This is a genomic window from Streptomyces sp. NPDC051561, from assembly GCF_044454195.1.
GTDB lineage: Bacteria > Actinomycetota > Actinomycetes > Streptomycetales > Streptomycetaceae > Streptomyces.
In genome coordinates, this window is the sequence record NZ_JBITDM010000033.1 from 41398 (window position 1) to 62739 (window position 21342).

General features: G+C 69.7%; 24 protein-coding genes and 1 pseudogene. 21 read left to right on the top strand and 4 right to left on the bottom strand.

Going from position 1 to position 21342, the window contains the following annotated elements; translation table 11 throughout:
• Positions 1–7: 7 nt before the first annotated feature.
• The 16 genes and pseudogenes from ACIA73_RS38635 to ACIA73_RS38710 all read left to right on the top strand — a co-directional run.
• The gene (locus tag ACIA73_RS38635; RefSeq protein ID WP_399443670.1) at positions 8–715 is read left to right on the top strand and encodes an SAF domain-containing protein; all 708 of its coding nucleotides are present in this window, start codon (positions 8–10) and stop codon (positions 713–715) included.
• A complete protein-coding gene (locus tag ACIA73_RS38640) occupies positions 715–1566 on the top strand; it encodes a hypothetical protein (RefSeq protein WP_399443671.1) in 852 nt (283 codons plus the stop codon). Before ACIA73_RS38635 ends, ACIA73_RS38640 begins: the two co-directional genes overlap by 1 nt.
• Positions 1556–3037 (top strand): CpaF family protein, encoded by a 1482-nt coding sequence (locus ACIA73_RS38645; protein WP_399443672.1) that lies wholly within the window; start codon positions 1556–1558, stop codon positions 3035–3037. Before ACIA73_RS38640 ends, ACIA73_RS38645 begins: the two co-directional genes overlap by 11 nt.
• On the top strand, positions 3034–3969 hold the full coding sequence (locus tag ACIA73_RS38650) for a type II secretion system F family protein (RefSeq protein WP_399443673.1): 936 nt from the start codon (positions 3034–3036) through the stop codon (positions 3967–3969). Before ACIA73_RS38645 ends, ACIA73_RS38650 begins: the two co-directional genes overlap by 4 nt.
• A complete protein-coding gene (locus tag ACIA73_RS38655; protein WP_399443674.1) occupies positions 3966–4844 on the top strand; it encodes a type II secretion system F family protein in 879 nt (292 codons plus the stop codon). The genes ACIA73_RS38650 and ACIA73_RS38655 overlap by 4 nt, the downstream gene beginning before the upstream one ends.
• A 61-nt stretch (positions 4845–4905) precedes the next feature.
• Positions 4906–5133, top strand: coding sequence for a hypothetical protein (locus ACIA73_RS38660; RefSeq protein ID WP_399443675.1), 228 nt, complete (start codon positions 4906–4908; stop codon positions 5131–5133).
• A gap of 2 nt (positions 5134–5135) precedes the next feature.
• A complete protein-coding gene (locus ACIA73_RS38665) occupies positions 5136–5531 on the top strand; it encodes a TadE family protein (protein WP_399443676.1) in 396 nt (131 codons plus the stop codon).
• A gap of 38 nt (positions 5532–5569) precedes the next feature.
• Entirely contained in the window at positions 5570–6058 is a 489-nt protein-coding gene (locus tag ACIA73_RS38670) for a TadE/TadG family type IV pilus assembly protein (RefSeq protein ID WP_399443677.1), read from the top strand.
• Positions 6055–6552 carry a hypothetical protein gene (locus ACIA73_RS38675; protein ID WP_399443678.1) on the top strand — a complete coding sequence of 166 codons (498 nt, stop codon included), beginning with the start codon at positions 6055–6057 and terminating at the stop codon, positions 6550–6552. The genes ACIA73_RS38670 and ACIA73_RS38675 overlap by 4 nt, the downstream gene beginning before the upstream one ends.
• Positions 6549–9893, top strand: a complete 3345-nt coding sequence (locus tag ACIA73_RS38680; protein ID WP_399443679.1) for a LysM peptidoglycan-binding domain-containing protein — start codon at positions 6549–6551, stop codon at positions 9891–9893. The genes ACIA73_RS38675 and ACIA73_RS38680 overlap by 4 nt, the downstream gene beginning before the upstream one ends.
• Positions 9894–10092: 199 nt before the next feature.
• A complete protein-coding gene (locus ACIA73_RS38685; protein WP_399443693.1) occupies positions 10093–10215 on the top strand; it encodes a hypothetical protein in 123 nt (40 codons plus the stop codon).
• Positions 10216–10711: 496 nt separating this feature from the next.
• Positions 10712–11407 (top strand): hypothetical protein, encoded by a 696-nt coding sequence (locus tag ACIA73_RS38690; protein WP_399443680.1) that lies wholly within the window; start codon positions 10712–10714, stop codon positions 11405–11407.
• Positions 11408–11477: 70 nt separating this feature from the next.
• Positions 11478–12383 (top strand): hypothetical protein, encoded by a 906-nt coding sequence (locus tag ACIA73_RS38695; protein ID WP_399443681.1) that lies wholly within the window; start codon positions 11478–11480, stop codon positions 12381–12383.
• Positions 12384–12842: 459 nt separating this feature from the next.
• On the top strand, positions 12843–12974 hold the full coding sequence (locus tag ACIA73_RS38700) for a hypothetical protein (RefSeq protein WP_399443682.1): 132 nt from the start codon (positions 12843–12845) through the stop codon (positions 12972–12974).
• A 73-nt stretch (positions 12975–13047) separates the two neighbouring features.
• Positions 13048–13461, top strand: a complete 414-nt coding sequence (locus ACIA73_RS38705; RefSeq protein ID WP_399443683.1) for a hypothetical protein — start codon at positions 13048–13050, stop codon at positions 13459–13461.
• Positions 13462–13496: 35 nt separating this feature from the next.
• A pseudogene (locus ACIA73_RS38710) lies at positions 13497–13628 on the top strand (IS5/IS1182 family transposase); the annotation flags it as partial.
• 21 nt (positions 13629–13649) lie between these two features.
• Here the strand turns inward: ACIA73_RS38710 and ACIA73_RS38715 are convergent.
• Entirely contained in the window at positions 13650–15107 is a 1458-nt protein-coding gene (locus tag ACIA73_RS38715; protein ID WP_399443684.1) for an NF041680 family putative transposase, read from the bottom strand.
• Between the two features lie 251 nt (positions 15108–15358).
• Here ACIA73_RS38715 and ACIA73_RS38720 point away from each other — a divergent pair, with 251 nt between their 5' ends.
• A complete protein-coding gene (locus tag ACIA73_RS38720; RefSeq protein ID WP_399443685.1) occupies positions 15359–15796 on the top strand; it encodes a hypothetical protein in 438 nt (145 codons plus the stop codon).
• Positions 15797–16850: 1054 nt separating this feature from the next.
• Here the strand turns inward: ACIA73_RS38720 and ACIA73_RS38725 are convergent.
• Both ACIA73_RS38725 and ACIA73_RS38730 read right to left on the bottom strand, forming a co-directional pair.
• Complete coding sequence (locus ACIA73_RS38725; RefSeq protein WP_399443686.1) at positions 16851–17060, bottom strand: DUF397 domain-containing protein; 210 nt, start codon at positions 17058–17060, stop codon at positions 16851–16853.
• A complete protein-coding gene (locus ACIA73_RS38730) occupies positions 17057–17929 on the bottom strand; it encodes a helix-turn-helix domain-containing protein (protein WP_399443687.1) in 873 nt (290 codons plus the stop codon). The genes ACIA73_RS38725 and ACIA73_RS38730 overlap by 4 nt, the downstream gene beginning before the upstream one ends.
• Before the next feature lie 313 nt (positions 17930–18242).
• On the opposite strand from ACIA73_RS38730, the gene ACIA73_RS38735 reads away from it, so the two are divergent.
• The 4 genes from ACIA73_RS38735 (at position 18243) to ACIA73_RS38750 (ending at position 20023) form a co-directional block, all read left to right on the top strand.
• The gene (locus tag ACIA73_RS38735; RefSeq protein ID WP_399443688.1) at positions 18243–18740 is read left to right on the top strand and encodes an ATP-binding protein; all 498 of its coding nucleotides are present in this window, start codon (positions 18243–18245) and stop codon (positions 18738–18740) included.
• A complete protein-coding gene (locus ACIA73_RS38740) occupies positions 18740–19537 on the top strand; it encodes a hypothetical protein (protein ID WP_399443689.1) in 798 nt (265 codons plus the stop codon). Before ACIA73_RS38735 ends, ACIA73_RS38740 begins: the two co-directional genes overlap by 1 nt.
• Positions 19534–19749 (top strand): hypothetical protein, encoded by a 216-nt coding sequence (locus ACIA73_RS38745; RefSeq protein ID WP_399443690.1) that lies wholly within the window; start codon positions 19534–19536, stop codon positions 19747–19749. The genes ACIA73_RS38740 and ACIA73_RS38745 overlap by 4 nt, the downstream gene beginning before the upstream one ends.
• A gap of 73 nt (positions 19750–19822) precedes the next feature.
• Positions 19823–20023, top strand: coding sequence for a hypothetical protein (locus ACIA73_RS38750; RefSeq protein WP_399443691.1), 201 nt, complete (start codon positions 19823–19825; stop codon positions 20021–20023).
• A 582-nt stretch (positions 20024–20605) separates the two neighbouring features.
• Here the strand turns inward: ACIA73_RS38750 and ACIA73_RS38755 are convergent.
• Positions 20606–20761 carry a hypothetical protein gene (locus ACIA73_RS38755; protein WP_399443692.1) on the bottom strand — a complete coding sequence of 52 codons (156 nt, stop codon included), beginning with the start codon at positions 20759–20761 and terminating at the stop codon, positions 20606–20608.
• Positions 20762–21342 lie beyond the last annotated feature (581 nt).

A 21342-nucleotide genomic window follows, 5' to 3' on the forward strand; every position in this document is an offset into this window, starting at 1 on the left:
CAAGTTCGTGAGCAAGACAGCAAGCAAGACGCCGCCGGCCGTGCCCGCGCAGCACACCCCCGCGCCCACGGTGTCGGTGGGGTTCAAGGCGCGGCGGCGCCGTCCGGCGATGGCCGCGCTCGGGGTGGCGCTGATCGCGGCGGGCGGGCTCGGCGGGTTCCTGGCCTACCAGGAGACCGGGCACCGCACCCCTGTCCTGGCGGTCGCGCAGGCGGTGCAGGCCGGGGACACCATCAAGGACGCCGACCTGGTCGTGGCCTCCGTCGCACTCGACCCGGCGCTCAAGCCGGTGCCCGCCGCAGACCGGGCGAAGATCGTCGGCAAGCGTGCGGCGGCCGCTCTGGTGCCCGGCTCGCTCCTCACTCAAGGGCAGGTCACCGACCGCGCCCTGGTGCGCCCCGGCGAGCAGCTGGTCGGCATCGGGCTCAAGCCGGCCCAGCTTCCGGCGAGCCGACTCTCGCCCGGCGACACCGTGTTCGTGGTGTCCACGCCGTCCGAGGCAGCCCGCGCCGCGCAGAGCACCGGTGCGAAGACCACGGTGCCGAAGGCCCCGCCGACGGTGCAGGCGCGGGTGGTGCGCGTCGGTGACAAGGCCGCGAACACCGGCGATGTGGTGGTGGATGTGGCGGTGCCCGCGGCGAACGGGCCGTCGCTGGCCGCGCAGGCCGCCACCGGCGACGTCGCGCTCACCCTGGACGCCGGGGGTGCTTCCTGATGGCGGTCACCGCACTGATCGGCACCCCCGGCGCCCCGGGCGTCACCAGCAGCGCGCTCGCGCTGCTGCGGACCTGGCCGCTGGAGGAGAACCGGCGGGTGCTGCTGGCCGAGTGCGACCCGGACGGCGGGGCGATCCTGCCCGGCGCGCTCCAGGGACGCCTCCCCGCGGACCGGGGGCTGCGGCACCTCGCGGTGTCCTCCCGCCGTCAGGGCCAGGACCTGGTGGCCGCGTTCTGGACCCACTTGGTCGCCCTGTCCGACCCCAGCGACGCGCTGGGGGCCCGGCGGCGGATGCTGCTGCCGGGGCTGACCGACCTGGCGCAGGCCGCCAGCCTGACCGCCGTGTGGCCGCAGCTCGCGGACCTGTTCACGGCGATCGAAGACCACCAGACCGACGTGCTCGTGGACCTGGGCCGTGCGGGGGCGTTCGGCCCGCCCGGGGTGCTGGCCCTGAAGGCGGACACAGTGCTGGTGGTGGTGCGCGGCACGCTGCGCGGGCTGCACGCCGCGTCGTCGCGGGTGGCCGCGCTGCGCCGGCGGATGGAGGGCGTGGACGGACGCGGTACGTCCGGGCTCGGCATCCTTCTGATCACCGAGGGCGCCTACACCGCCCGCGAGGTGGAACAGGAGCTGGAGGCACCGGTGATCCTGACGCTGCCGTACGCGCCGAAGGAGGCCGCCGTGCTCTCCGACGGCGCCCCCGAGGGGGCGAAGTTCGGGCGCTCGGAGCTGATGCGCGCGGCCCGTTCCGGAGCGGCGGCGGTGCGCGGGCAGGGCATCGCGCGGCGGCCGCGGATCACGTCACCGCTGCACCAGAAGCTGCGGGAGGTGGCAGGCGGTGGACGCTGAATTCCTCTACCCCGAGCCCTTGCGGATCCCCCAGGCCCGCCCCTCAGCGGCGGCGGGAAGTGCGGGCGCGCCCGGCGCCCTCGGGGCGGGTGTGCCGCAGGTGCGGATCGACCACCAGGCCGCGCAGGAGCTGAAGCGGCGGGTGTCCGAGCAGCTGCTGGCCGAGCACAAGGTCAATCCGGCGCTGGTGGGCGGTGTGCGGGAGCAGCGGGGCCGGGCGCTGATCAACGAGCAGGTCACGGTGTGGGCGGATGCCGCCGCGCACCGGGCGGGCGGCGTCCAGCCGGCCGAGGAACAGGCCCTGGCCGCGATGGTGTTCGACATGCTGTTTCGGGCCGGGCGCCTCCAGCGCTACCTGGACGACCCGCAGGTCGACAACATCTTCATCAACGGGCACGACAACGTCACCCTCGACTACGGCGACGAAGACCCCGTACCGGTGGAGCCGGTCGCCGACTCGGAAGAAGAGCTCAAGGAGCTGCTGCGGGATCTGGCGCGGACCAGCGGGCAGAGCGAGCGGACCCTGTCGACGGCGAACCCGATGCTGGCCCTGCGGCTGGCCGACGGGTCGCGTCTCCAGGCTCTCTCGGACGAGATCACCGGCGACCACACCTTCGTGACGATCCGCCGCCACCGGGTAGAGAAGGCCTCGCTCAAAGAGCTGATCGGCTACGGCACGATGGACGACACCCTGGCCGCGTTCCTGGCGGCGTGCGTGCGCGGCAAGCGCAACATGATGATCGTCGGGGAACAGGGGTCCGGCAAGACCTCGCTGCTGCGCGCGCTGCTGCGGGAAATCCCCGCTCACGAACGGTACGGGACGCTCGAAACCGAGTTCGAGCTGTGGGCGCACCGCAACGGGCACCACACCCAGGTGGTGCCGATGGAGGCACGGGAGTCCAACGGGGAGCGGGTCGACGGCCGGGGTGCCGGTGAGATCACGCTGATGGACCTCATGCACAAGGCAATGCGCATGTCGCTGACGCGGATCGTGGTCGGCGAGGTCCGCGGCCCGGAGATCACCGCGATGATGCAGGCCCTCACCAACGGCCGCCCCGGCAACCTGTGCACCATGCACGCCTCGTCCCCGTACGTGGTGTTCGACCGCATCGCGGAGCTCTACCTGCTGGCGCAGCAGAACTTCTCCGAGGCGCTGGCCTACCGGCAGATCGCCAACGGCCTGCACTTCATCGTGTTCGTCGACGTCGACACCACCCGCACCCGCAAGCGCCGGTACGTCTCGCACGTCCTGGAGATCACCGGCATCGGCGAGGGCGGACGCCCCGCGTACAACCTGGTGTTCGGGCCGCCGCCTGTCACCGGGCAGGGCTGGGAGGCCCCGGAGGCGTACGCCGTGCCGCGCACCCCGCCCACCCCCACCACCTTGCGCACCCTCGAAGCCGCCGGGTTCGACACGACGCTGCTGCACCGGCACGCCGTCAACCCCTGGCCCCAGGAGGCGACCGGATGAACGGGGTGCTGTGGTGGGCGCTGTGCGGCGCCCTCCTCACGGGCGGGCTGCTGGCCGTGGTGCTCGGCCTGGTCGGCACGACGCAGCCCCGGCGCGTCGGAGCGCTGGCCCGGTGGCGGGTGCGGGTGGCCGATTCCGCCGGCACCAACGGCCAGATGCCCTACCGGGTGCTGCTCTTGGCCGCCGTGGGCGTGTTCGTCGCGGTGTGGCTGCTGTCGGGGGTGTTCATGGCGGGGCTGCTGCTGGGCGGGTCCGTTGTCGGGGTGCCGTGGCTGCTCACCCCGACCGCGTCCACAAAGGCGCGGATCGGGAAGCTGGAGGGACTGGCGGACTGGGCGCAGCGATTGGCCGACGTCCTGATCCTGGGGTTCGGGATGGAGCAGGCTCTGATCACCGGGCGGAAGAACCCACCCCCGGCATTGGCGAAAGAGGTCACGGAGCTCGCGGACAAGCTCCAGGCCGGCTGGACCGCCGAGGAGGCGCTGCGGGACTTCGCGGACGAGCTGGACGACATCACCGCAGACAAGGTCTGTGCCTCGCTCGCGTTGTCGGCCCGGGATTCGGGTCCTGGTCTGGCGCAGGCACTGGAGGACCTGGCCGCGTCCGTGCGTGAGGAGGTCGCGTCCCGGCGGCGGATCGAGGCGGACCGGGAGAAGGCGCGCACCGCGGTGCGGTGGATGACCATCATCACGGTTGCCCTGGTGCCGTGCGGGTTCCTCATCCCCTCCTACACCGCGCCCTACGCCACGCTGCTGGGCCAGTTGGTGATGGCGCTGCTGGGGCTGGCGTTCATCGGGGTGCTGCTGTGGATGCGCTCACTGGCCACCCACCGGCCCGTCGCCCGCTTCCTGATCGCCGACCCCCGCAGCCGGGTCAAGCAAGCCCAGCAGGCACCGCAGGAGACGGAAGTGGAAGGGGTGGGTGTGCGATGAGCGTGACCGGAATCCTGGTGCTGTGCGGGTGCACCGCCGGAGCGGGGGCCGCCCTGCTGGCCCGTGAACTGGTGCCCGCACCACCGAAACTGGGCCCGGCGCTGCGCCGGCTGAACCCGCCGCTGGTACGGCCCGGCCAGTCCGCGCAGCAGTCCGCCTCCGAGGGCCGGTGGGAGCGGTTCGCCGAGCGGGCCCCGGGCCCGTTCCCGCGCGCCGACCTGGACCTGCTCCAGCAGTCCGCGGAGACGTTCTTCCTCCAGAAGATCGCGTTCGCGCTCGGCGGGCTGCTGCTGCCGCTGATCGTGGTCGGATCCTGGTCTTTGATGGGGATCAGTCTGCCGTTCGTCGTCCCCGGAGCTTTCGGCATCCTGGCCGCGGCCGCCCTCTGGTTCGTGCCCGACTGGCAGGTGAACGACCAGGCGAAAAAGGCGCGGACTGAATTCGCGCACGCCGCCGCCGCGTTCCTCGAACTCGTGGCGCTGCGGATGCGCTCCCACGTCGGCGCCTCCACCGCCCTCGACGAGGCCGCGGCCGTCGGCCGGGGCTGGGCCTACCTGCGCATCCAGGAGGCCCTGGCACGGGCCCGGTCGGAGAAGGTATCCCCCTGGCAGGCGGTCGAGGACCTGGGCACCCAGCTGCGGCTGCCGGTGCTGACCGACACCGCCGACATCATGCGCCGCTCCAGTGACGACGGCGCCGCCGTCTACGCCACGCTGCGCGCCCGCGCGAACAGCCTGCGCACCGAACTCCTCACCGACGAGGCCGCCGCCGCCAACGCGGACAGCGAAAAAATGTCCGCTCCCGGCGCCCTCCTGGCCACCGTCGTGATGTTCGCCATCGCGTTCCCCGGCGTCCTGTCGATCTTCAACCTGTAGACGGCGCCGCCCGAACCAGCCGGTTCACCACCACTGTTGACCACCACATTCAAGGAGAATCATGCAAGAGATGCTGCTGAAGAACACTGTCCGGGCGCAGGTTGCCGGGCGCCGGGTCCGCGCCCACCTGGAGGAGGTGCGCCAGCGGGCCGCCGAGGACGGCGAGCGCGGCGAGTCCCCGATCCAGACCGTCATCATCATCCTCGCCGGAGTCGCCGGAGCCCTGCTCATCGGCGGTGTGCTCGCGGCGGTGTACGCGAAGTACGGCGGCAAGCTGGGCGGCGCGTAAGCGTGCGCAGCCGGCAACAGGCGGCTGACCGGGGGTTCACCGCGATCCAGACGGCGATCGTCGTGCCGGTGGTGCTGATGGTGTTCATCGCCGCCCTGCAGGCCGCCCTGTACGGCTACGCCCGCAACATCGCCCAGTCCGCCGCCCGCGAGGGCGTCACGGCGGGCCGGATGTACGGGGCCGGTGCCGGGGCAGGGGCGGCGCAGGCCCGCAGTCACCTGGACCGCAACGCCGGGAACAACCTCGCCGGGCGGGCCGTCTCCACTGCGGGCAGCGGAGCAGACCTGATCCGCATCACGGTGACCGGGCGCGCCCAGTCACTCATTCCCGGGATCCCCGACTGGCCGGTCACCGCCGAGGCCTCCGGGGAAGTCGAGCGCTGGACGCTCCCCAACTAGCAGCACCTGTAGCAGTACTGACGAAACGAAGGCAGAGCATGAACAGACGGGCAGGCTGGTGGGGCCGCTGGTGGACCGCCCGCACGGGCGGTCCGGGCGGGGGCGCGGAGCGCGGCAGTGCACCGATCGAGGCAGTGGTCGTGGTTCCGGTGCTGCTGGCGTTCGGGCTGCTGTTCGTGGCCGCCGCCCGCCTCTCCATGGCCGGACAGGCCGTGGACGCGGCGTCCGAGCACGCCGCCCGCGCCGCCTCACTGTCCCGCACCACCAACACCGCGCAGGCCGAGGCGCAGCGGGCCGCCGCCCAGTCCCTGGCCGGGGACAACCAGCCCTGCACCACCACCACCGTGAAGGCCGACACCCAGGGCATGGCGGCCGCCGTCGGGGCGGCGGCCACCGTCACCGTCACCGTGTCCTGCACGGTGCCCCTCGGCGCCCTGTTCTTCTTCGGCGGCGGGCCCGGAGTCCGCACCCTGAACGGCGAGTTCACGTCCGTGGTCGACGCCTACCGCCAGCGGGAGGGACAGTGAACACCCCCACCCTGAAGAACACCGCCTCGCGGCTGTGGGTCTCTCTGGTCGGCCGGTACGCGCACGCCGGCGCCGACCGGGGCAGCGTGGCCCTCTTCGTGGCGATCGTGTCCGTGCCGATGCTGCTGCTCGGCGGGCTGCTGGTGGTCGACGCCACCGGGAAACTCCGCGCCGCCGCACGGGCGGACGCCGTCGCGATCGAAGCCGCCCGCGCGGCGGCGCAGGCCATCGACGGGGCCGCCGTCCTGGGCGAGGGCAAGGTCGCCGCCGACCCGCAGACCGCCACCGCGGCCGCGCACGCCTACCTCGCACGGGCCGGTGTCACCGGAACGGTGCGCATCGGGGGTGGCGGAAAGCGGATCGAGGTGACCGTCGCCGACACCTACGCGACGAAGTTCATGAGCATCGCCGGGGTGGATTCCCTGGCGGTCAGCGGGCACGGCCAGGCCAACCTGCTCCACGGCGTGCTCACCCCCCAGGAAGGCAACCAGTGACCCCCACCGCTCCCACCCACCGTCCCCGCGCCCGGCGCGGTGCCCTTGCCGTGGTGCGCGCACTGCTGTCTTTCGCGGCCGTGCTGCTCCTGGTCGGCGGACTGCCGGTACTGCTGTGGCACGCCAGCACCGCCGTCTGGGACCCCGGGGTCGAGGCGCTGGCCCACCTGCTGACCCGTCAGGACACCAGCGCGGTCTTCCTCCTGGCCCTGACCGCGCTCGGCTGGGCCGGATGGGCAGCGTTCACGCTGTCGCTGGCCGTCGAGGTGCCCGCGCAGCTGCGCGGGCTGCGCGCCCCGCGCCTTCCGGGGCTGGGGGCGGGGCAGCGGGCGGCGGCCACCCTGGTCGGCGGGATCCTGATCCTGCTGCCCGCCGGCAGCGCATTCGCCTCCCCCGCGCAGGCCGCTCCCGTCGCGGTCACCGCACCCCAGACACCCCAGGCCGCCCCCTCCGACAACGCCCCAGGGGCGAAGGCGTCGACCGCCAAGGAGCAGGCGGCGCCGACATACACGGTGCGCGAGACGCGGCCCGCGGAAAGCCTCTGGTCCATCGCCGAACACCAGCTCGGCGACGGCACCCGGTACACGGAGATCGCCAACCTGAACCAGGGCCGCCCCATGACCGACGGACGTGACTTCGACGCGAACACACCGATCCAGCCCGGCTGGAAGCTGCGCATGCCCGCCCCGCCCACCACCCCCAACGTGCCCGCACCGCGCCCGCACGGCAGCACCGGCACCGACCCGGCGGCCGCCTCGTACACGGTGGTGGCCGGGGACACCCTGACCGGCATCGCCGAAGACCAGCTCGGCGACGCGGAGAAATACGAGGAACTCTTCACCGCGAACAAGGGCACGCCTCTGCCCGGCGGCGGCACCTTCACCGACCCCGACGAGATCGAAGCCGGCCAGCACCTCACCCTGCCCACCACACCGAGCCCCCCGGACACCCCGGGCACCGAGGAGACCCCGCCGACGCCGGACGACCAGCCGACACCGCAGAAGCCCGGAGAGGACCGGGCGCAGCCGACCCCGAGCACAACCAGCACCCCCACGCCCTCCGCGCCCGCACCGCAGAAGCCCGCGCCGACGGAACCGTCCGCTTCCGTTCCCAAGCCTGCGACGACGGCGCACGGGAAGCCGTCGGCGTCCCCGCCGAGTACGCCGTCGTCCCCCTCTCCGTCCGCGACGCCCGACCGCGAAGCCGAGGTGCCCGTGAAGACTCCTTCCCCGACCACCACCACCCCGCCGCCGGCCGCTGCTCCCGGTGGTGCTGCCGCCGCTCCGACGGGGCTGGATTTGCAGACCCTCGCGGGCACCGGGGCGTTGCTGGCCGGGTCGGCGGTGACCGCGCTCGCCCTGAAGCGTTTGCTGCAGCGGCGCCGGCGGAAGCCGGGGCAGCGCATCGCCATCGCGGAGACCAGCCAGGCCGAGCAGGCGCTGGCCGCCACGGCGGCGCAGGCCAGTCCGGACCTGCTGGACCACGCCCTGCGTGCCCTGGCCCACCGGGCCGCGAGCACCGAGAGCCCGGTGCCGGTCCTGCGGGCGGCGCGTGTCGGTTCGCGCACCGTGGCCGTGCTGCCCGATGACCTGTCCGCCGAGCCCGCTTGGCCGTTCACTGCGGGAACGGGCGGGTGGTGGGAGCTGGACGAGCGTGCCGAACTGCCCGACGAGGCCCGCGATACGGTGCCGCCGTGCCCGGGGCTGGTCACGCTCGGCTCCTGCTCGCAGGGCAGTCTGCTGCTGCTGAACCTGCCGTCGGCCCGGCATCTGCTGCTGGAGGGCAGCATCCCGCACATCGAGCAGGTGGGCACCTCCCTGGCACTGGAACTGAGCTCCAGCCCGTGGGCGGCCAACTCCGAGGTGCTGGTCGTCGGGTTCGGGGCGGAGCTACCCCGGTTGTTGCCGACCACCCGGATCCGGTACGTCGAGCAGGCCGCACACGCGGTGCGCGACCTCACCGAGCGGGCGATCGAGGCACACCAGGACGCCGAAGACGCCCCCACCGGGCCGTGGATACTGATCATCGCCGGGCAGGTGTCCAGCGAGGACGCGTGGGCGCTGGCCGACGCCCTCGACAAGGCCCGCGAGGTACCCGCCTGTGTAGTGCTGCCCGCCGCCCATGCCCGCGCCCACTTCCCCGACGCCGACGTCCTGGACGCCGACCTCGACGACACTGAGCCCCAGCCACTGCCCTCGCTGGGCCTGGACGTGCGTCTCCAGCGGATGGAGCCGGACGCCTACCAGGACGTCCTCAGCGCGCTCGCCACCGCCGAACAACCCGCACACGAGGCCGAGGGCGCATGGGTGCACGTCCCGGGCGAGGACACCCCCGCCGCCACCGCTCCGCACCCCGGAGCCGGCCCGCAGCCGAGGATCGACGGCACGCCCGTGGTCCTCGTCCACGGCGACAGCGACGCCGCGCAGGGGCCGGGGGCGTTCCCCTCGCTGCTCGCCGCCGCACGCCGCCCCGCCGACACCTCCACGACCCCCGCACCGGCCCCGGACGACGCCACCAACATCCCTGACCCGGCTGCCACACCGGCCGAGCCGCACACCACCGCCGGGGCCTGCCCAGCGGGCCCCGCACCAGCCTCGAACGATGCCCCGGAAGCCGGGGACGAGGCGGGCACGCGGCGTCTGCGGGTGCTCGGGACGATCGAGGTCACCGGCATCAGCACCAGCGGACACGGCCCCAAACTCGCCCAGCTCGCCGCCCTGCTGCACTTCAGGCCCGGCCGCGACCGAGACAGCATCTGCACCGCCATGGACCACAAGACCCCGTGGAGCCCCGGCACCCTGATGGCCCGCCTGTCCGGGCTGCGCAGCCAGCTGGGCTCCGCCCCCGACGGCACCCCCTACATCCCGCGCCGCAAGACCGGCGACCCCTACACCCTGCACCCGCAATTCCCTTGCGACTGGCACCAGTTCCTCGCCCTGGCCGAACACGCACTGACCGACAACACGGTGGAGCCGCTCGACCAGGCGCTCGCCCTGGTCCGCGGCCGCCCGTTCGGCACCCACCCCCCGGAGTGGGCCTACGCCCTCCAGCAGGACATGCTCACCCGCATCATCGACGTCGCACACACCAGCGCCCGCCACCACACAAACCACGGCAACTACCCCGCCGCCCGCCAGGCACTGGCCATCGGCCTCGAAGTCGACGAGACCGCCGAACTCCTCTACCGCGACCTGCTCCTGCTGGAGCACGCGCACGGCAACCGGGCCGGGGTCCACGCGACCATCGCCCTCATCCAGAAGGTCAACCGGAACCTGGACATCAGCATGGACCCCGACACCGAGCACCTCATCACCGAACTCATGGAAGAACGGGCCCACTGACCAACGCTGTAGGTTCCGCGGTTTCGTGAGCAATTCCGCGTGATCACGAGCACCGTTCGAGCAATTCCGCGTGATCATGAGCAGCGGCTACGTTCAGTAGCTGTAATCCCTGAAGGGTGGGGCCGGTCAAGTCAGGGCCTCGTGCTGGTTCTTCCTGTTGCGGCGTGGGGGCATTCCCGACGCCTGAACCGGATCCTCGGTGGTTGAGATAATGATCGCCGACCGGCTCGATATCACCGGTGCCCGCTGGGGACTCGCCGGCGCCGAAGATCTCCTGAAACTCCGGGCGCTGAACAGCAACGGCCACTTCAACTCTTACTAGCGCTACCACCTCACTCGCGAACAACACCGCGTCCACCACACCACTGACCAGGACCAATGCACCCTCGCGGCCTTCGAATAGCCGGCCCAACGGCGCGTGGTCCAACCAACGCCGGGCCCAGGCCAGCGAGCTTGTGGACATCTCTTGAGGGTCGGATCGTGGGATCCGGTCAGGAGGTGTTCTGGTGGGTACTGCCCGGTATTCAGACGAGTTCAAGCGGGATGCGGTCGCGCCGACTGGGGCCGCGCCCGGTGGGCCTGCGCCAGGTCGGTGGGGTGACACGCCGGGGTGGGGCGCTCCCTGGGTAGGTGCGCGCTCCTCGGTCGCCTTGTGTGGCCGTGGGCGGTCGACAGGTGCTGCTGCGGCCGCTCCGCCCGTAGCTGGTCAAATACTTGACTGGTCAGGTATTTGACTGGCAGGGTGGGTGGTGAGCGAGGAGGCCTCTGTGTGGAGTAGCGACGAAACCCCCCATCCCGTGGTCAAGTTCCCCCGGAGCGTGACCCGAACGTTTCACCAGCTGTTGTCCCTTCTCCACGAGGAGGGACTGACCTGGCTGACCGTGGACGACGTGATCAACAACCTTGGTGCGGTCGCCCGGTGGGGCATGCACCGGGAGGTGCCCGCCAAGACGTTCCGCCACAGTGCGGAGAGCGGACCGCTGGGGACAGTGGGTTCGTCCGGGGAGCAGGACCGTTTCCGTCTTCAGGAGCTGTGTGCCCAGGCCGGGTGGCCGCTGCCGTTGGAGGGCGGGGGGAGGGACCATACGACGCCGGCCGCGCTGGCGGTCTTCGAGGCGAAGTCCCGGCTCGCGAAGGCGATGGTCGCCGACAGCGTCGAGCAGAAAATCAGCGCGAACACGATCGCCGGGCGCGCTCAGAACGCACAGAGCAGACCGACCACCCTCAAGATCCTGTCCGCTGAACTCCTGCTGCACGACACCGCCCAGGCCCTGGAACCTCTCTTCCAGTCGGAAGCCCTGTTCGTCACCTGGGGCCAGGACAGGGCCGTGCAGCTGATGGCCGTGTGGGAGGACGAACCACGGGACGAACGGCTGAGCCTTCTCGCGGACGCGAAAAGCCGGCTGGACGCCGCAAGCCTGCACCTGGCCGACGAGAAGACCGGCGAGAGTGTGGACATCACCCGCCTCGCCGCCGACGACGCCCAGGGCGTCGTCGTGCGCCGTCTGCCGTAGCCCGACACGCACGAGAGGCGGCCTCACCAACAAGCCCGCCCTGCCACCGACTGACGTTCAGGAGAGAGCTGTGGACGACGCGAAACCGTCCCACCGCCCGGCCCCGGTGCTGCGCCCCGGGCTTGATGCCCGGACCCGCGACCTGATCCTCCGGGGCCAGGTCCCGGGGAATCTGCGTATGTACTACCAGGCACTTGTCTTCGCCGGGTTCCTCGTGGCCAGCCTGTTTCTCCTGCTGATGCTCAGTGACACCACCCTGGGCGATCTCCTGCTCCGCCGGGATCCCGACGGGTTCGACCGTACGCAGCAGGCCCTGCCGCTGTTCGGCGCCGCCCTGGGAGTGCTCGCCCTCACCGGCGTCGCCCTGGGCGCCGGCTCCACGGCCACCACCCACACAGCACGCAAAGCCGCAGCGAACCCCGGCAACCGTGTCGACCCCGCAGCGGAGCTGACCGACGAGGCGGGGGTCTTGCTCGCACGGACACAGCAGGCCTGCACCCGGATCCGCGCCTCACAGGTCCACCAGCACGGCCTGATCGACCGGGAACGCAACGTGCAACAACTGCCCGACGAGGAGTGGGAGATCGCGGTCGCCCTGCGCACGTACAGCGGCCTGGTGAGCACGGCACCCGAGGAACCGCACGGGAAGGCCGTCGCCGATCTTGTGGCACGGCGCCGCCAGAGCCTCGACAACGGACTGAAGCCCCTGATCCGGCGGGTCGAGGCACTGGAAACATACGCCGAGCAGACGATCGTCGCCGACGCCCGCTACCGCGAAGTCGAACAGCTCCACCAACTCGGCGACCACGACCAGGTCCTGGACTTCCTTGCCCGGACCGCCCGCGACGAACTGGCCGTCGCCGAACTCGACGCTCTCAGCGAAGAAGCCGCCGCGATCACCGAAGCGTTCACCCAGGCCCTGCACGAGACACGGGAACACGCCGCACTCGCCCTGCCGCAACACCCCGCGCCGTAACGCAGCGGCGTGCCGCCAACTGCCCCGGTTGCGAGGAGTAGCGCGACCCCCGAGAAACCGGTCCGCGTTATCGTCCGCATCGGCGGGCGCGTCGCCCACGGCTGACGGGCACGACGTGTGAAAAGCATGCCCGGGGCGCGACCGATGCTGCTGCCGGGCGTACAGCGCGCCCGTGGGAACCGTAGCCGGTGACGTGAACGGTCACGTACAGGTCTCCGGGTGGCCCGCCGTGTATGCCGGGCTTGCCCTACTCACGGACCCGGACCTTCTGCCCGTGCCAGATCCCGGCGGGGGTACGCACGTTGATGGCCTGCTGGGTGAGCAGGACCTTGCGTTCGCCCCGGCAGGTGGCGCAGGCCCGCGCCCGCGGCGACCTTCGCCAAGGGGCAGCACGACCCCGCCCCCGCCGAAACCCCTGCGGAGGACAACGGTTCGTGGTGGGGAGCTGCATGGTCTGCCGTGGACGAACTGGGCCTGGAGGAGGCGATCAACCCGTACGTCCCGGCGAGTTCACCGGCTGTTCTGTGGCGGGTGTACGCCGACGGGTGGCACCTTCTGGGGTTCGAGGGCCTGCTAGGACTTGTCCCGTAAATGACGGTGGAGGCAGGCACGACGAGGTGCAGTGGCAAGATGACGGCTTCGACGCTACTGAGAGGTCATCTTGGTGCCCACGCCAGCCGACTACCTCGCACTGGCGCATGCCGAGAAGGACAGCGTCGTGCTGCAGCGTCTCGCGCAATGTCCGTACCCCTTCGTTTGGCAGGCCCTGGCCGCCAATCCCCACACCCCGCCCGTCGCCCTGCAGGAGCTGAGTACGGCCCGAGACAGCGTCTGGAACGACAACAGACTCCTTTACCTGCTGGCGAAACATCCCGGCGCGAACCCCGTCGTTCTTCGAGCTGTCCTCGGTGCCGTTGCCGCGAAGCTCGAAGAGGGCGAACGGCCCTACGCCGCCGTTCTAGCTCTCGCAGACCGGCTGGAACTTGAAGCGGACGAGGTGAGGCAGCTCGGCAACCTCTGTGGCGCCTCTGCCCGTCTACGCCACCGGCTCAGACGGCGGCTGAGCCTTCGCACCTGAGCTGTCTCTCTGGTCACGGGTGAAATGATCTTGTTGTGGCTGGTGTGATTACGGCGTCGGAGCCCTCTTGGATAGCCCCTTTCACCGGGTTGAGTCAGCGGCAGTTCGGCAAGCTCGTGACGGTTTTGCGGCGTCAGGGCGCGGATGCGGTCCGCAGGGGCCGGCCGGGACAACGCTCAGCTTGATCTTTAACCTGTGCGCGGTGGTCGTGGGGTAGTTGGCGTCTTCTTTCGTTGTTTCGCGGGTTGTGTTTTTTGCGGTGTGTGCACGTCGTGGCGGGGTGTAGGTCGGGTGTACTTTCTGCCCGGTGGTCGTCCGGGTCCGGGGCGGGTGGGTTTCGGCGCTTGGGCCGGGCAGGAGGCTGTTGGGCGGATGTGCCGGAAGTCGCGGCGGACGCGGGCGGGGGTGGGTCTGTCCGGAGGGCTGGGTTTCTCCCAGGGGCGTCGTAGGTCGGCTGCGAGGGGCCGGGCGAGCCGCAGTTGGGTGTAGGCGGCGAGGATCAGCCAGGTACACCGGTCGGCCGCCTCGGGGGTGCGGATCTTGGGGCTGGTCCAGCCGAGTGTCTGTTTGAACAGGCGGAAGGTGTGCTCGATGTCGAAGCGTCTCAGGTAGGTCTGCCAGAGGCGGTCGGTGTCAGCCGGGGTGGCGTCGGTGCCGGACCACCACAGCCAGACCGGCTTCGGTGTGGCGCCGCTGGGCAGGCGGTCGATGTCCAGACGGGTCACGGTTCCTTCGACGATCGGGAGGGTCCCGTCGTCGGCCGCCCAGGACGAGCGGTGGGTCAGTTTGGGGTGCAGCCGGTCCCAGGAGCGGGCCCTTGCGGTCCCGTAGAGGCGTGTGTCGGTGACTGTTTCGGTGTCCGGGGTGCTCCAGGTGTCGGGCTGCCCGAAGACGAACTCGCCGCCGTGCCGGGGCGGTCGACCCTGGGTGTGCGGGAGCCGTGGTGGGACAGCTCTCCGCAGGACCCGGTCGGACCGCATCCGGGCCAGCACCTGCACCGGCAGGTCCTGGAGGAGGAAGCCGAGGCGGGGTGCGTCGTATCCGGCGTCCGCCACGATGAGGATGTCGGGGTCACCTGTCTGCCACTGCCCCGCGGTGATCAGACGCTGGAGCAGATCGCGTAGCTGCCGGGCAGTGACGGTGGCGGTGTCGTCCCCGGGCATCAGACGCAGGGCGTCCAGTGGTGCGGTCCATGAACTACGGCCGGGCTCGAGCGCGCAGACGATCGAGTAGGGCCAGCCGGGTACGGGGATGTGCTGGTCCTTGCCCCGGCCGTAGGTGTGGCACAGGATCCGCTGTGGTGAGGTGTGGGCGGCGGGCCGCAGCCGGCAGGTGATGTCGATTGCCAGGACCAGCCGGCCGTCGCCAGCTCGCGGCAGCGGGACCTCGGCCAGGGCCCGCCGCAGCCGGTCGGCATCAACGCGGCCACGGGCCAGGGCGGAGTAGAGGCCGCCATGTCCACGGCGGTGTTCGCCCACCAGCGACAGTTCGGCCAGCGATCTCACCGGCCCGTCGCCGCACAGAACGGCATCGGCCAGCTCGAACAACGCGTCCGAGCGGGCAGTCAGGCAGGAGTAGAACTCACCCCGGAAGCATGACAGGTGTGCCAACGACTCTTGCCGGGCGTCGTGATGCAGCAGGCTCATCCTCACGGCCTTCGCGCTGGATATGTGTGTTCTTTGGTCGGAGCACATGTTCAGCCGAAGGCCGCTTCTGTGTACGGCAGTTACCGAACCGGGTGATCAAGTTCGACTGACCATTCGACGCTGGACGTTAGCGATCAGGCGGGAGCCCCGAACGATTCATTGGAGCCGGACTCCGTATCATCTAGCCCCTCTAGACGTCTGCATCTAGGGGGGCTAGAGTACGTCTTCTCGCCCCGAGGAAGGTGCCGAATATGGATTTGCCCAAGGTCGTGGCCCGTCGTGCCGACGGTGGGTGGATGCTCGAAATGGATGCACTCACTCCCGCCTACGTTCGCCGACTGAGTGAGGCAGCCGAGTGCGGACGTGCGCTCATGAAAGCCGCAGACGTACCCGGGGTTGAGCAGGGTGTTCAGCTCAAGGTCGACCTCGGCGACGAGCTCAACCGACGCGTGAAGGCTTCGACCCAGGCAACCATTGACGCTCACAAAGCCCAACTTCAAGCGGCAGCGGAACTTCGGCGAACGGCGTCAGCCCTCAAGAGCCAGGACCTGACCGGCCGGGACATCGCCCACATCCTCGGCGTCTCACCTCAACGGGTGTCCCAACTACTCACCCAGCCCGCGACCGGAGATAAAATCCCAAGCTTAGGGCTTGCAGAAAATCAACTTGCCGTCGAACACCGTGCATGAGCTGCGGTGTCGACAGCGAGAACACGCAACTTATTTACCTGCAAGCCCTTAGCCCACCGGTACCCGTCACAGCCGCACAGGGCAAGGCGCACCATCCAAACGAGCCGTCGTAGCTGCCCGGCGGCGCACACCCGGCCCTCCCGCAACCCTGCCTGGCCGGCAGCAGCCTCCCGCTCCCGGATCTGCTCCCCGGTGGGCCCTGGCCCACGCCTCGGTAGCCACCTCTTGGTGCGGCTGCTACGCAACCAACGTACGGCGCCGGGCCCATGCTCGACCTGCCGCGCGGACACCCCCGGCCGGAATTGACCAGCACGGTCTCGTCGCACCGAGGCTCGCACAGACAGCAGCGACACCCGAAGCAGGCCGAGCACTCCCAGGACGTCCTGCTTCCACGACGCGCCGTTGTGCGCTGCCCGTTCAAATCCTTGATCGTCCCGAAGGACGACCGCCATATCTGCGTACTGAAACTGGCGGCGCTCGGGTCGATGTTGCGATCCTCGGCCGCCCCGGACGGCGACCGCCACCCAGGGTGGACGTGCGCACCGCGAACTGGCAGAGGTCGTTGCGGTCCTCGGCCGTCCCGAAGGACGACCGCCACCGGCCCCCTTCCCGGAGCGGGAGGACGACCCTCCAACGGGTTTGCTCAGCGCCCCCTGCAGCCCAACCGGCTCGCGTCCGTCGACGAGCGCCTCAAGCTGTGGGGGGCACGCACCGGGCTCGTCTCCGACGGCCGCCCTGTCTCCTTCCAGGGCTTTCGGGTGGGCGCGGCCACCGACCTTGCTGGTTACGGCGCGGACGGCAAGACCATCGCCGCCGCCGCCAGTGGGACGAGGACTCCCCCATCCCCAACCGCGTATACGTCCGCCCCGCCAAGGCCGCCAACCACGACCCTTTCGACGTCATCCTCCTGCGCCCTTAGCGCGGCACCCTGGCGACTACCGGTACCGTCGGGCAGGGTAGGACTCAACGCGATGATGCCCTTCCCACATCGATTGGGAAGGGCATCATCGCCATGTCTGATCGCGCGATTGTCGCTTCACGCACACAGATGGGCTCAGAGGGACGCGACGAACACCTTCCAGGAGGCACGCGAGACGGTGGTCACCGGACTGTCAGTGCCGAGTTTGGAGTCGCGCATCCCGATTGTCGGTGAGAGGTCCGCAATTTCCACGCAGGAGCTTCCTTCGCCCCCGCTGTAGGAGGACTTGAACCAGTGCTCTCCGGCGCCGGAGGACAAGGGCGTGCGGGCGGGCTTGTGGGTCATGTATTGACTCGCTTCAGGGTCTCGATGAATGCGGGCGTTTCCTCGGGCCGTTCCGCCGAGGCGGTCATGGTGCTGAACCAGCGGTTGAACCGAGCCACCTGCAGTGACTTGTCGGTCATCGCGGATGTACCCCAAGGGGTGTCCACCTGCACGATGACAGGACGCTCTCGCCCAAGATCCAGAATCGTGAAGTTGGACCAGAGCCGCTTGACAGGGGCATCGGTCAGCAGCACTTGGACGGTAACGTGCGGCAGCGCGGCCATCCCGAGAATTTCTTCGTACTGTTCTCGCATCACATCCTTGGTGCCTACCGGATGCCGTAGTGCCGCCTCCCCGATGATGGCCCACAGCTTCGCTGGCTCTTCGGTGCGCAGGATGGGCTTGCGACGGATCATGCGCAGGGCGACGTTGCCCTCGATCATCTCGCTGGTGGTTTCCTCGACCGGTTGGACGTCACGGTGCAGTGCTTCGGCATACGCCTTGCACTGGAGCTGTGCCGGTACCAGGTTCGGATGGTAGGCCCTGAATTCGTTCGCTTCCGATTCGATGCTGGCAAGGGTTCGTGTGCCATCTGGGACGCCACGGAACTGGGTGGTCCAGTCCTGGCTGGTAGGTGTCTTGTACAACTCCTCCAGCGCGGCGGCCAGTTCCACGTCGTCTCCGACTCCGTACAGCTCAAGCAGCTTACGCAGCTCTGACACCTGCCGGAACGAACTCTTGCCCAGCTCGATCCGCCGCAGCTTGTCGTAGTTGAGGCCAGGTACGGCCTTAGCCGCATCCTCGATGGTGTACCGCGAGTTCTGTCGAAGCTCACGCATCTGAATGCCGAGCTTGAGCCGCGGGGCCGTTGTTCCGATCGGCTTGACCATTGCTGCACCCTTCAGCGCATCGCTGTTGCCGTGTGCGGACTGGTGTCCTGCCTCTGTCCCCCAGGATGCAGAGTCTGGCACCCCGAGCCCCCTCTCTGCACTACAAGCTGCATGGTCTGGCATATACCAATCCACGTGCAAGTGCGTATGCACTGCACATTCGATTGCGTACGAAACTCCTTACGCAGGACTCTAGTTGGGGCTTCTGCTTCTGCACATCCGTGCCGAAGCCGAACCCGCCCGGAGCCCCTCATCAGCTTCGCGGGCACTGGGGCAGATGCCCTCCTCTGGAGACTGGGAGCAGGTACGCACAATGACGATCGTCCTTGAAGCAGACCCCGACACCGAGGCCGGCATCGGCAGGTTGGAGCTGGTGCTCGGCAAGCGGCTGACGACCGCGGATCTCAGCTACAGCATGAAGTCCGAGCGATTTCCGTGCGGCGAGCTGTCGGAGAGGGCGCTGAAGTACCCGCGCGACGCGCGTCAGGCGTGCCTCGCGCTCATAGAGCGACACCACTTGGACGGCTATACCGACCGAGTCGGGGTGCTGGTCAGCGAGCTGGCCACGAACGCGGTTCAGCACGGCAGGGCGGACGAGATCCGGGTGCGCCTGGAGATCGGTACGGAGGCCTTGGTGCTGATGGTCCGAAGCGGCTCCGCGGGCGAAGCCCGGCGTCGGCCCCCTTCGGAAAGTGAGGAGAGCGGGCGCGGCCTGTGGCTGGTTGAGGCGATGGCCGACCGGTACGAGGTCTCCGACGACGGGGCATGGGCTTGCTGCGCGGTGTACCTGCCGCACGAGGAGGCTTCCTGATGGCCGCTCACGACCTGCGAGAGGTGCGGGGGCTGCTCCGTACCGCGCGGTCCGTCCACCGCCCCATTGACGGTGTTGTCCGGCCGTCGGGTGACTCGGTCCGTCTTCTGCTGGACGCCTGGAATCTCGGCGATGACGCGTCCGACCCTTTGGCCGGCTCCCTCGCGGGGGACGTGATGGAGGTCTATGCCGAGTTGGTGGACAACGCGCTGAGGCACGGGACGCTGGACGCATTCGGCACCGCCTGGGCCACGCTTTGTGGCGAGTCCGACAAGGTGCTGATCGTCGTCGAAGACAGCTCGGTCGATGCACCGTTCCCCCGCGACAGGAAGGCGCGCAGCGGCGGCTTGATCCGGGTCTGGGATTTGATCGTGGTGCGCGGCGGCCAGTGGCGCGTCCAGGAACTGCCGTCCGGCAAGAGGGTCACGGCCGTCCTGCCACGCTTGGCAGCTCCGGCCTACTCCGCCCCCGAGACGGTCGTTCGAGCCATGAGCGAGGACATCCCGGTCGGCCCCGAACAACTCCCTACGCTGATGCGGGACTTGCGTTTCTACCTCCACCAGAACACCCGTGAAGTGCGCGCCCGCTACCCGGGGAGTTCCGTCGTGCCGGGTGACCTGGCGGAACTCCTGGAGCGGGCCCGCACGGTGTGCTCGGTGCCAGCGTATCCGCTGGTCGGCCCTCTGGCCGGGCGGGGAGTCGGCGGCATGCGCGCACAGGTGCGACGGCTGGAGGAGGCCGCGGAGGTCCTGGCCGGGCTCCGGCTTCAGCCGGCGCTGGCGGAGGGAAGGCTGTGAAGTCCGACGACGCGTGCCTCCCCCTCCCGGTACAGGGGCAGCAGGAGATCCCCCGGTGGGACGCGGCACGCGCCCTTCTCCCGCCCCACGGCTCTCTCGCCGACTCCCTCTTCCTGCCCGGTATCACCGCGGTCGGCGCACGGAACCCGTGTGCCGGACACGCGAGCCGCATGAGCGCGGTGCGGATCGTCGAGGAGGCGGACACGTTATGAGCGGCACCGGCTTAGTGATCCTCGCGGTGTTCGGCCTGCTGGCTGTGTACGGGCAGAAGTGGCAGGGCCGGAAATGACCGAACACACCCCGCGTCCCTTCCACCGCCTCCGCTGGGCCGCAAGCCACCCCGTACTGACCCTTCGGCGTAACCACAAGAAGTCGGTGCGCCGCCACGGCTTCGGGCTGCTGATGTTCACAGGCATCGCGCTCTTCCTCATGGCGGTGGGCGCGTGGCTGATGTCCATGCCCTGGCCCGAACACACCATCCCCTGACTGGTCGTCTGCATACGGCTGCTTCGAGCGTCGTACGCAGACGACCCCCATTGGGCCCCTCCTCTGGTCTGCTTCCCGACCCTGATTCCGGGCGGAGGTCACAGGGCGGGGCGGGGCGCCCCGGCCGCCCCCTAGAGCGGGGCGGACGGCCAACCACCCGGTACCGGAGATCGAAGGAGCGCGAAGTGGCCTCAGCGAGCTCTGTCTGGGTTGCTCCGATGGTCCTGCCAGGATGTGTGGCCGGTGGAGCGTCTTTCGCCTCTGGTTCTACATTCTGGTCTGTGTGGGAATCACTACGCTCATCCCCGACTGCGGAGAGTACCAGCGGTTTCACCTCATCCGCTGCCGCGGGTACGGCGGCAAAGATCGTCGGGGTGACTGCAGTGACAACAGTGAGAAACGCCTTGCGTGCACGGGTCATGGAAAGTCCTCAAGAGGGGAACAAGTTCTGTCACCCTCACTGGCAGTGCGTTCTCTCGGTAGCCTCTGTCTGTCGATGGAGCACTAGGTCCGGTCTATGGCCTCTCACTTCGTTGCGCGCAAGGACGTGAACGGAGCTCAGGGGGCGCTGAGAGGGGTGCACTACGACCGCCGCACCTTCACCACTGTCCACTCCATGCCGAGGGTGTCGAGCTCGGCCTGCCATTTCGGGGTTAGCTTGTCCGCGCGTTTGCGTAGGTCGGAGATCCACGCACCCAGCTTGATGCGGGTAGTTGGAGGCGTTGGCGGGGGCGTCATCGGCTTCGTGGGTACGGCGTGGGCGGGCCGGGAGGGCTATCGCTTCGTTCGCCGGGGATCCTGCGGCCGCGCAGGCTTTAATAGGGCTGCTCCTGGACGTCGAGGACACGGCGGTACCGCGGCGGACGGTCAAGGCCTTGGTGCGGGCGGGGGCGCCGGCGTCGGTGGAAATGCCCGCGCGGGCGATGGGCAGGGCTGAGGGCAGTCGCGGCGACTGGGTGCTGGCAGAAGTGCACGACGCGCTCGCGGGGTGGTCTGGGACGCCGAACTTCCTGGTCCGGTGCGAGAAGCTCGCTCACGCCGAGGAAGCAGTCGTTCGTCAGGGTGGCACAGAACTCCTGGAGTGGTCACAGAGCACGGAGAGTTGAGGCAGATGACGAGTGTGTCCAGCGCCCTCTCGCTCATGTAGTTCAGTTCCAGATCTCGCCGACCGCCAACCTCGCCCGTTTGGCTTCGTTCACGTGAAGTGGCTCTGGCCCACTTTCTGGGCTCTGTCGCTGATTTGGGGGTGTGCCCGATCGCGGACGGGTGGGCATCACCTGTTGTGTGATGGATGCGGTGGGCGTCGCTGAGCTACTTCT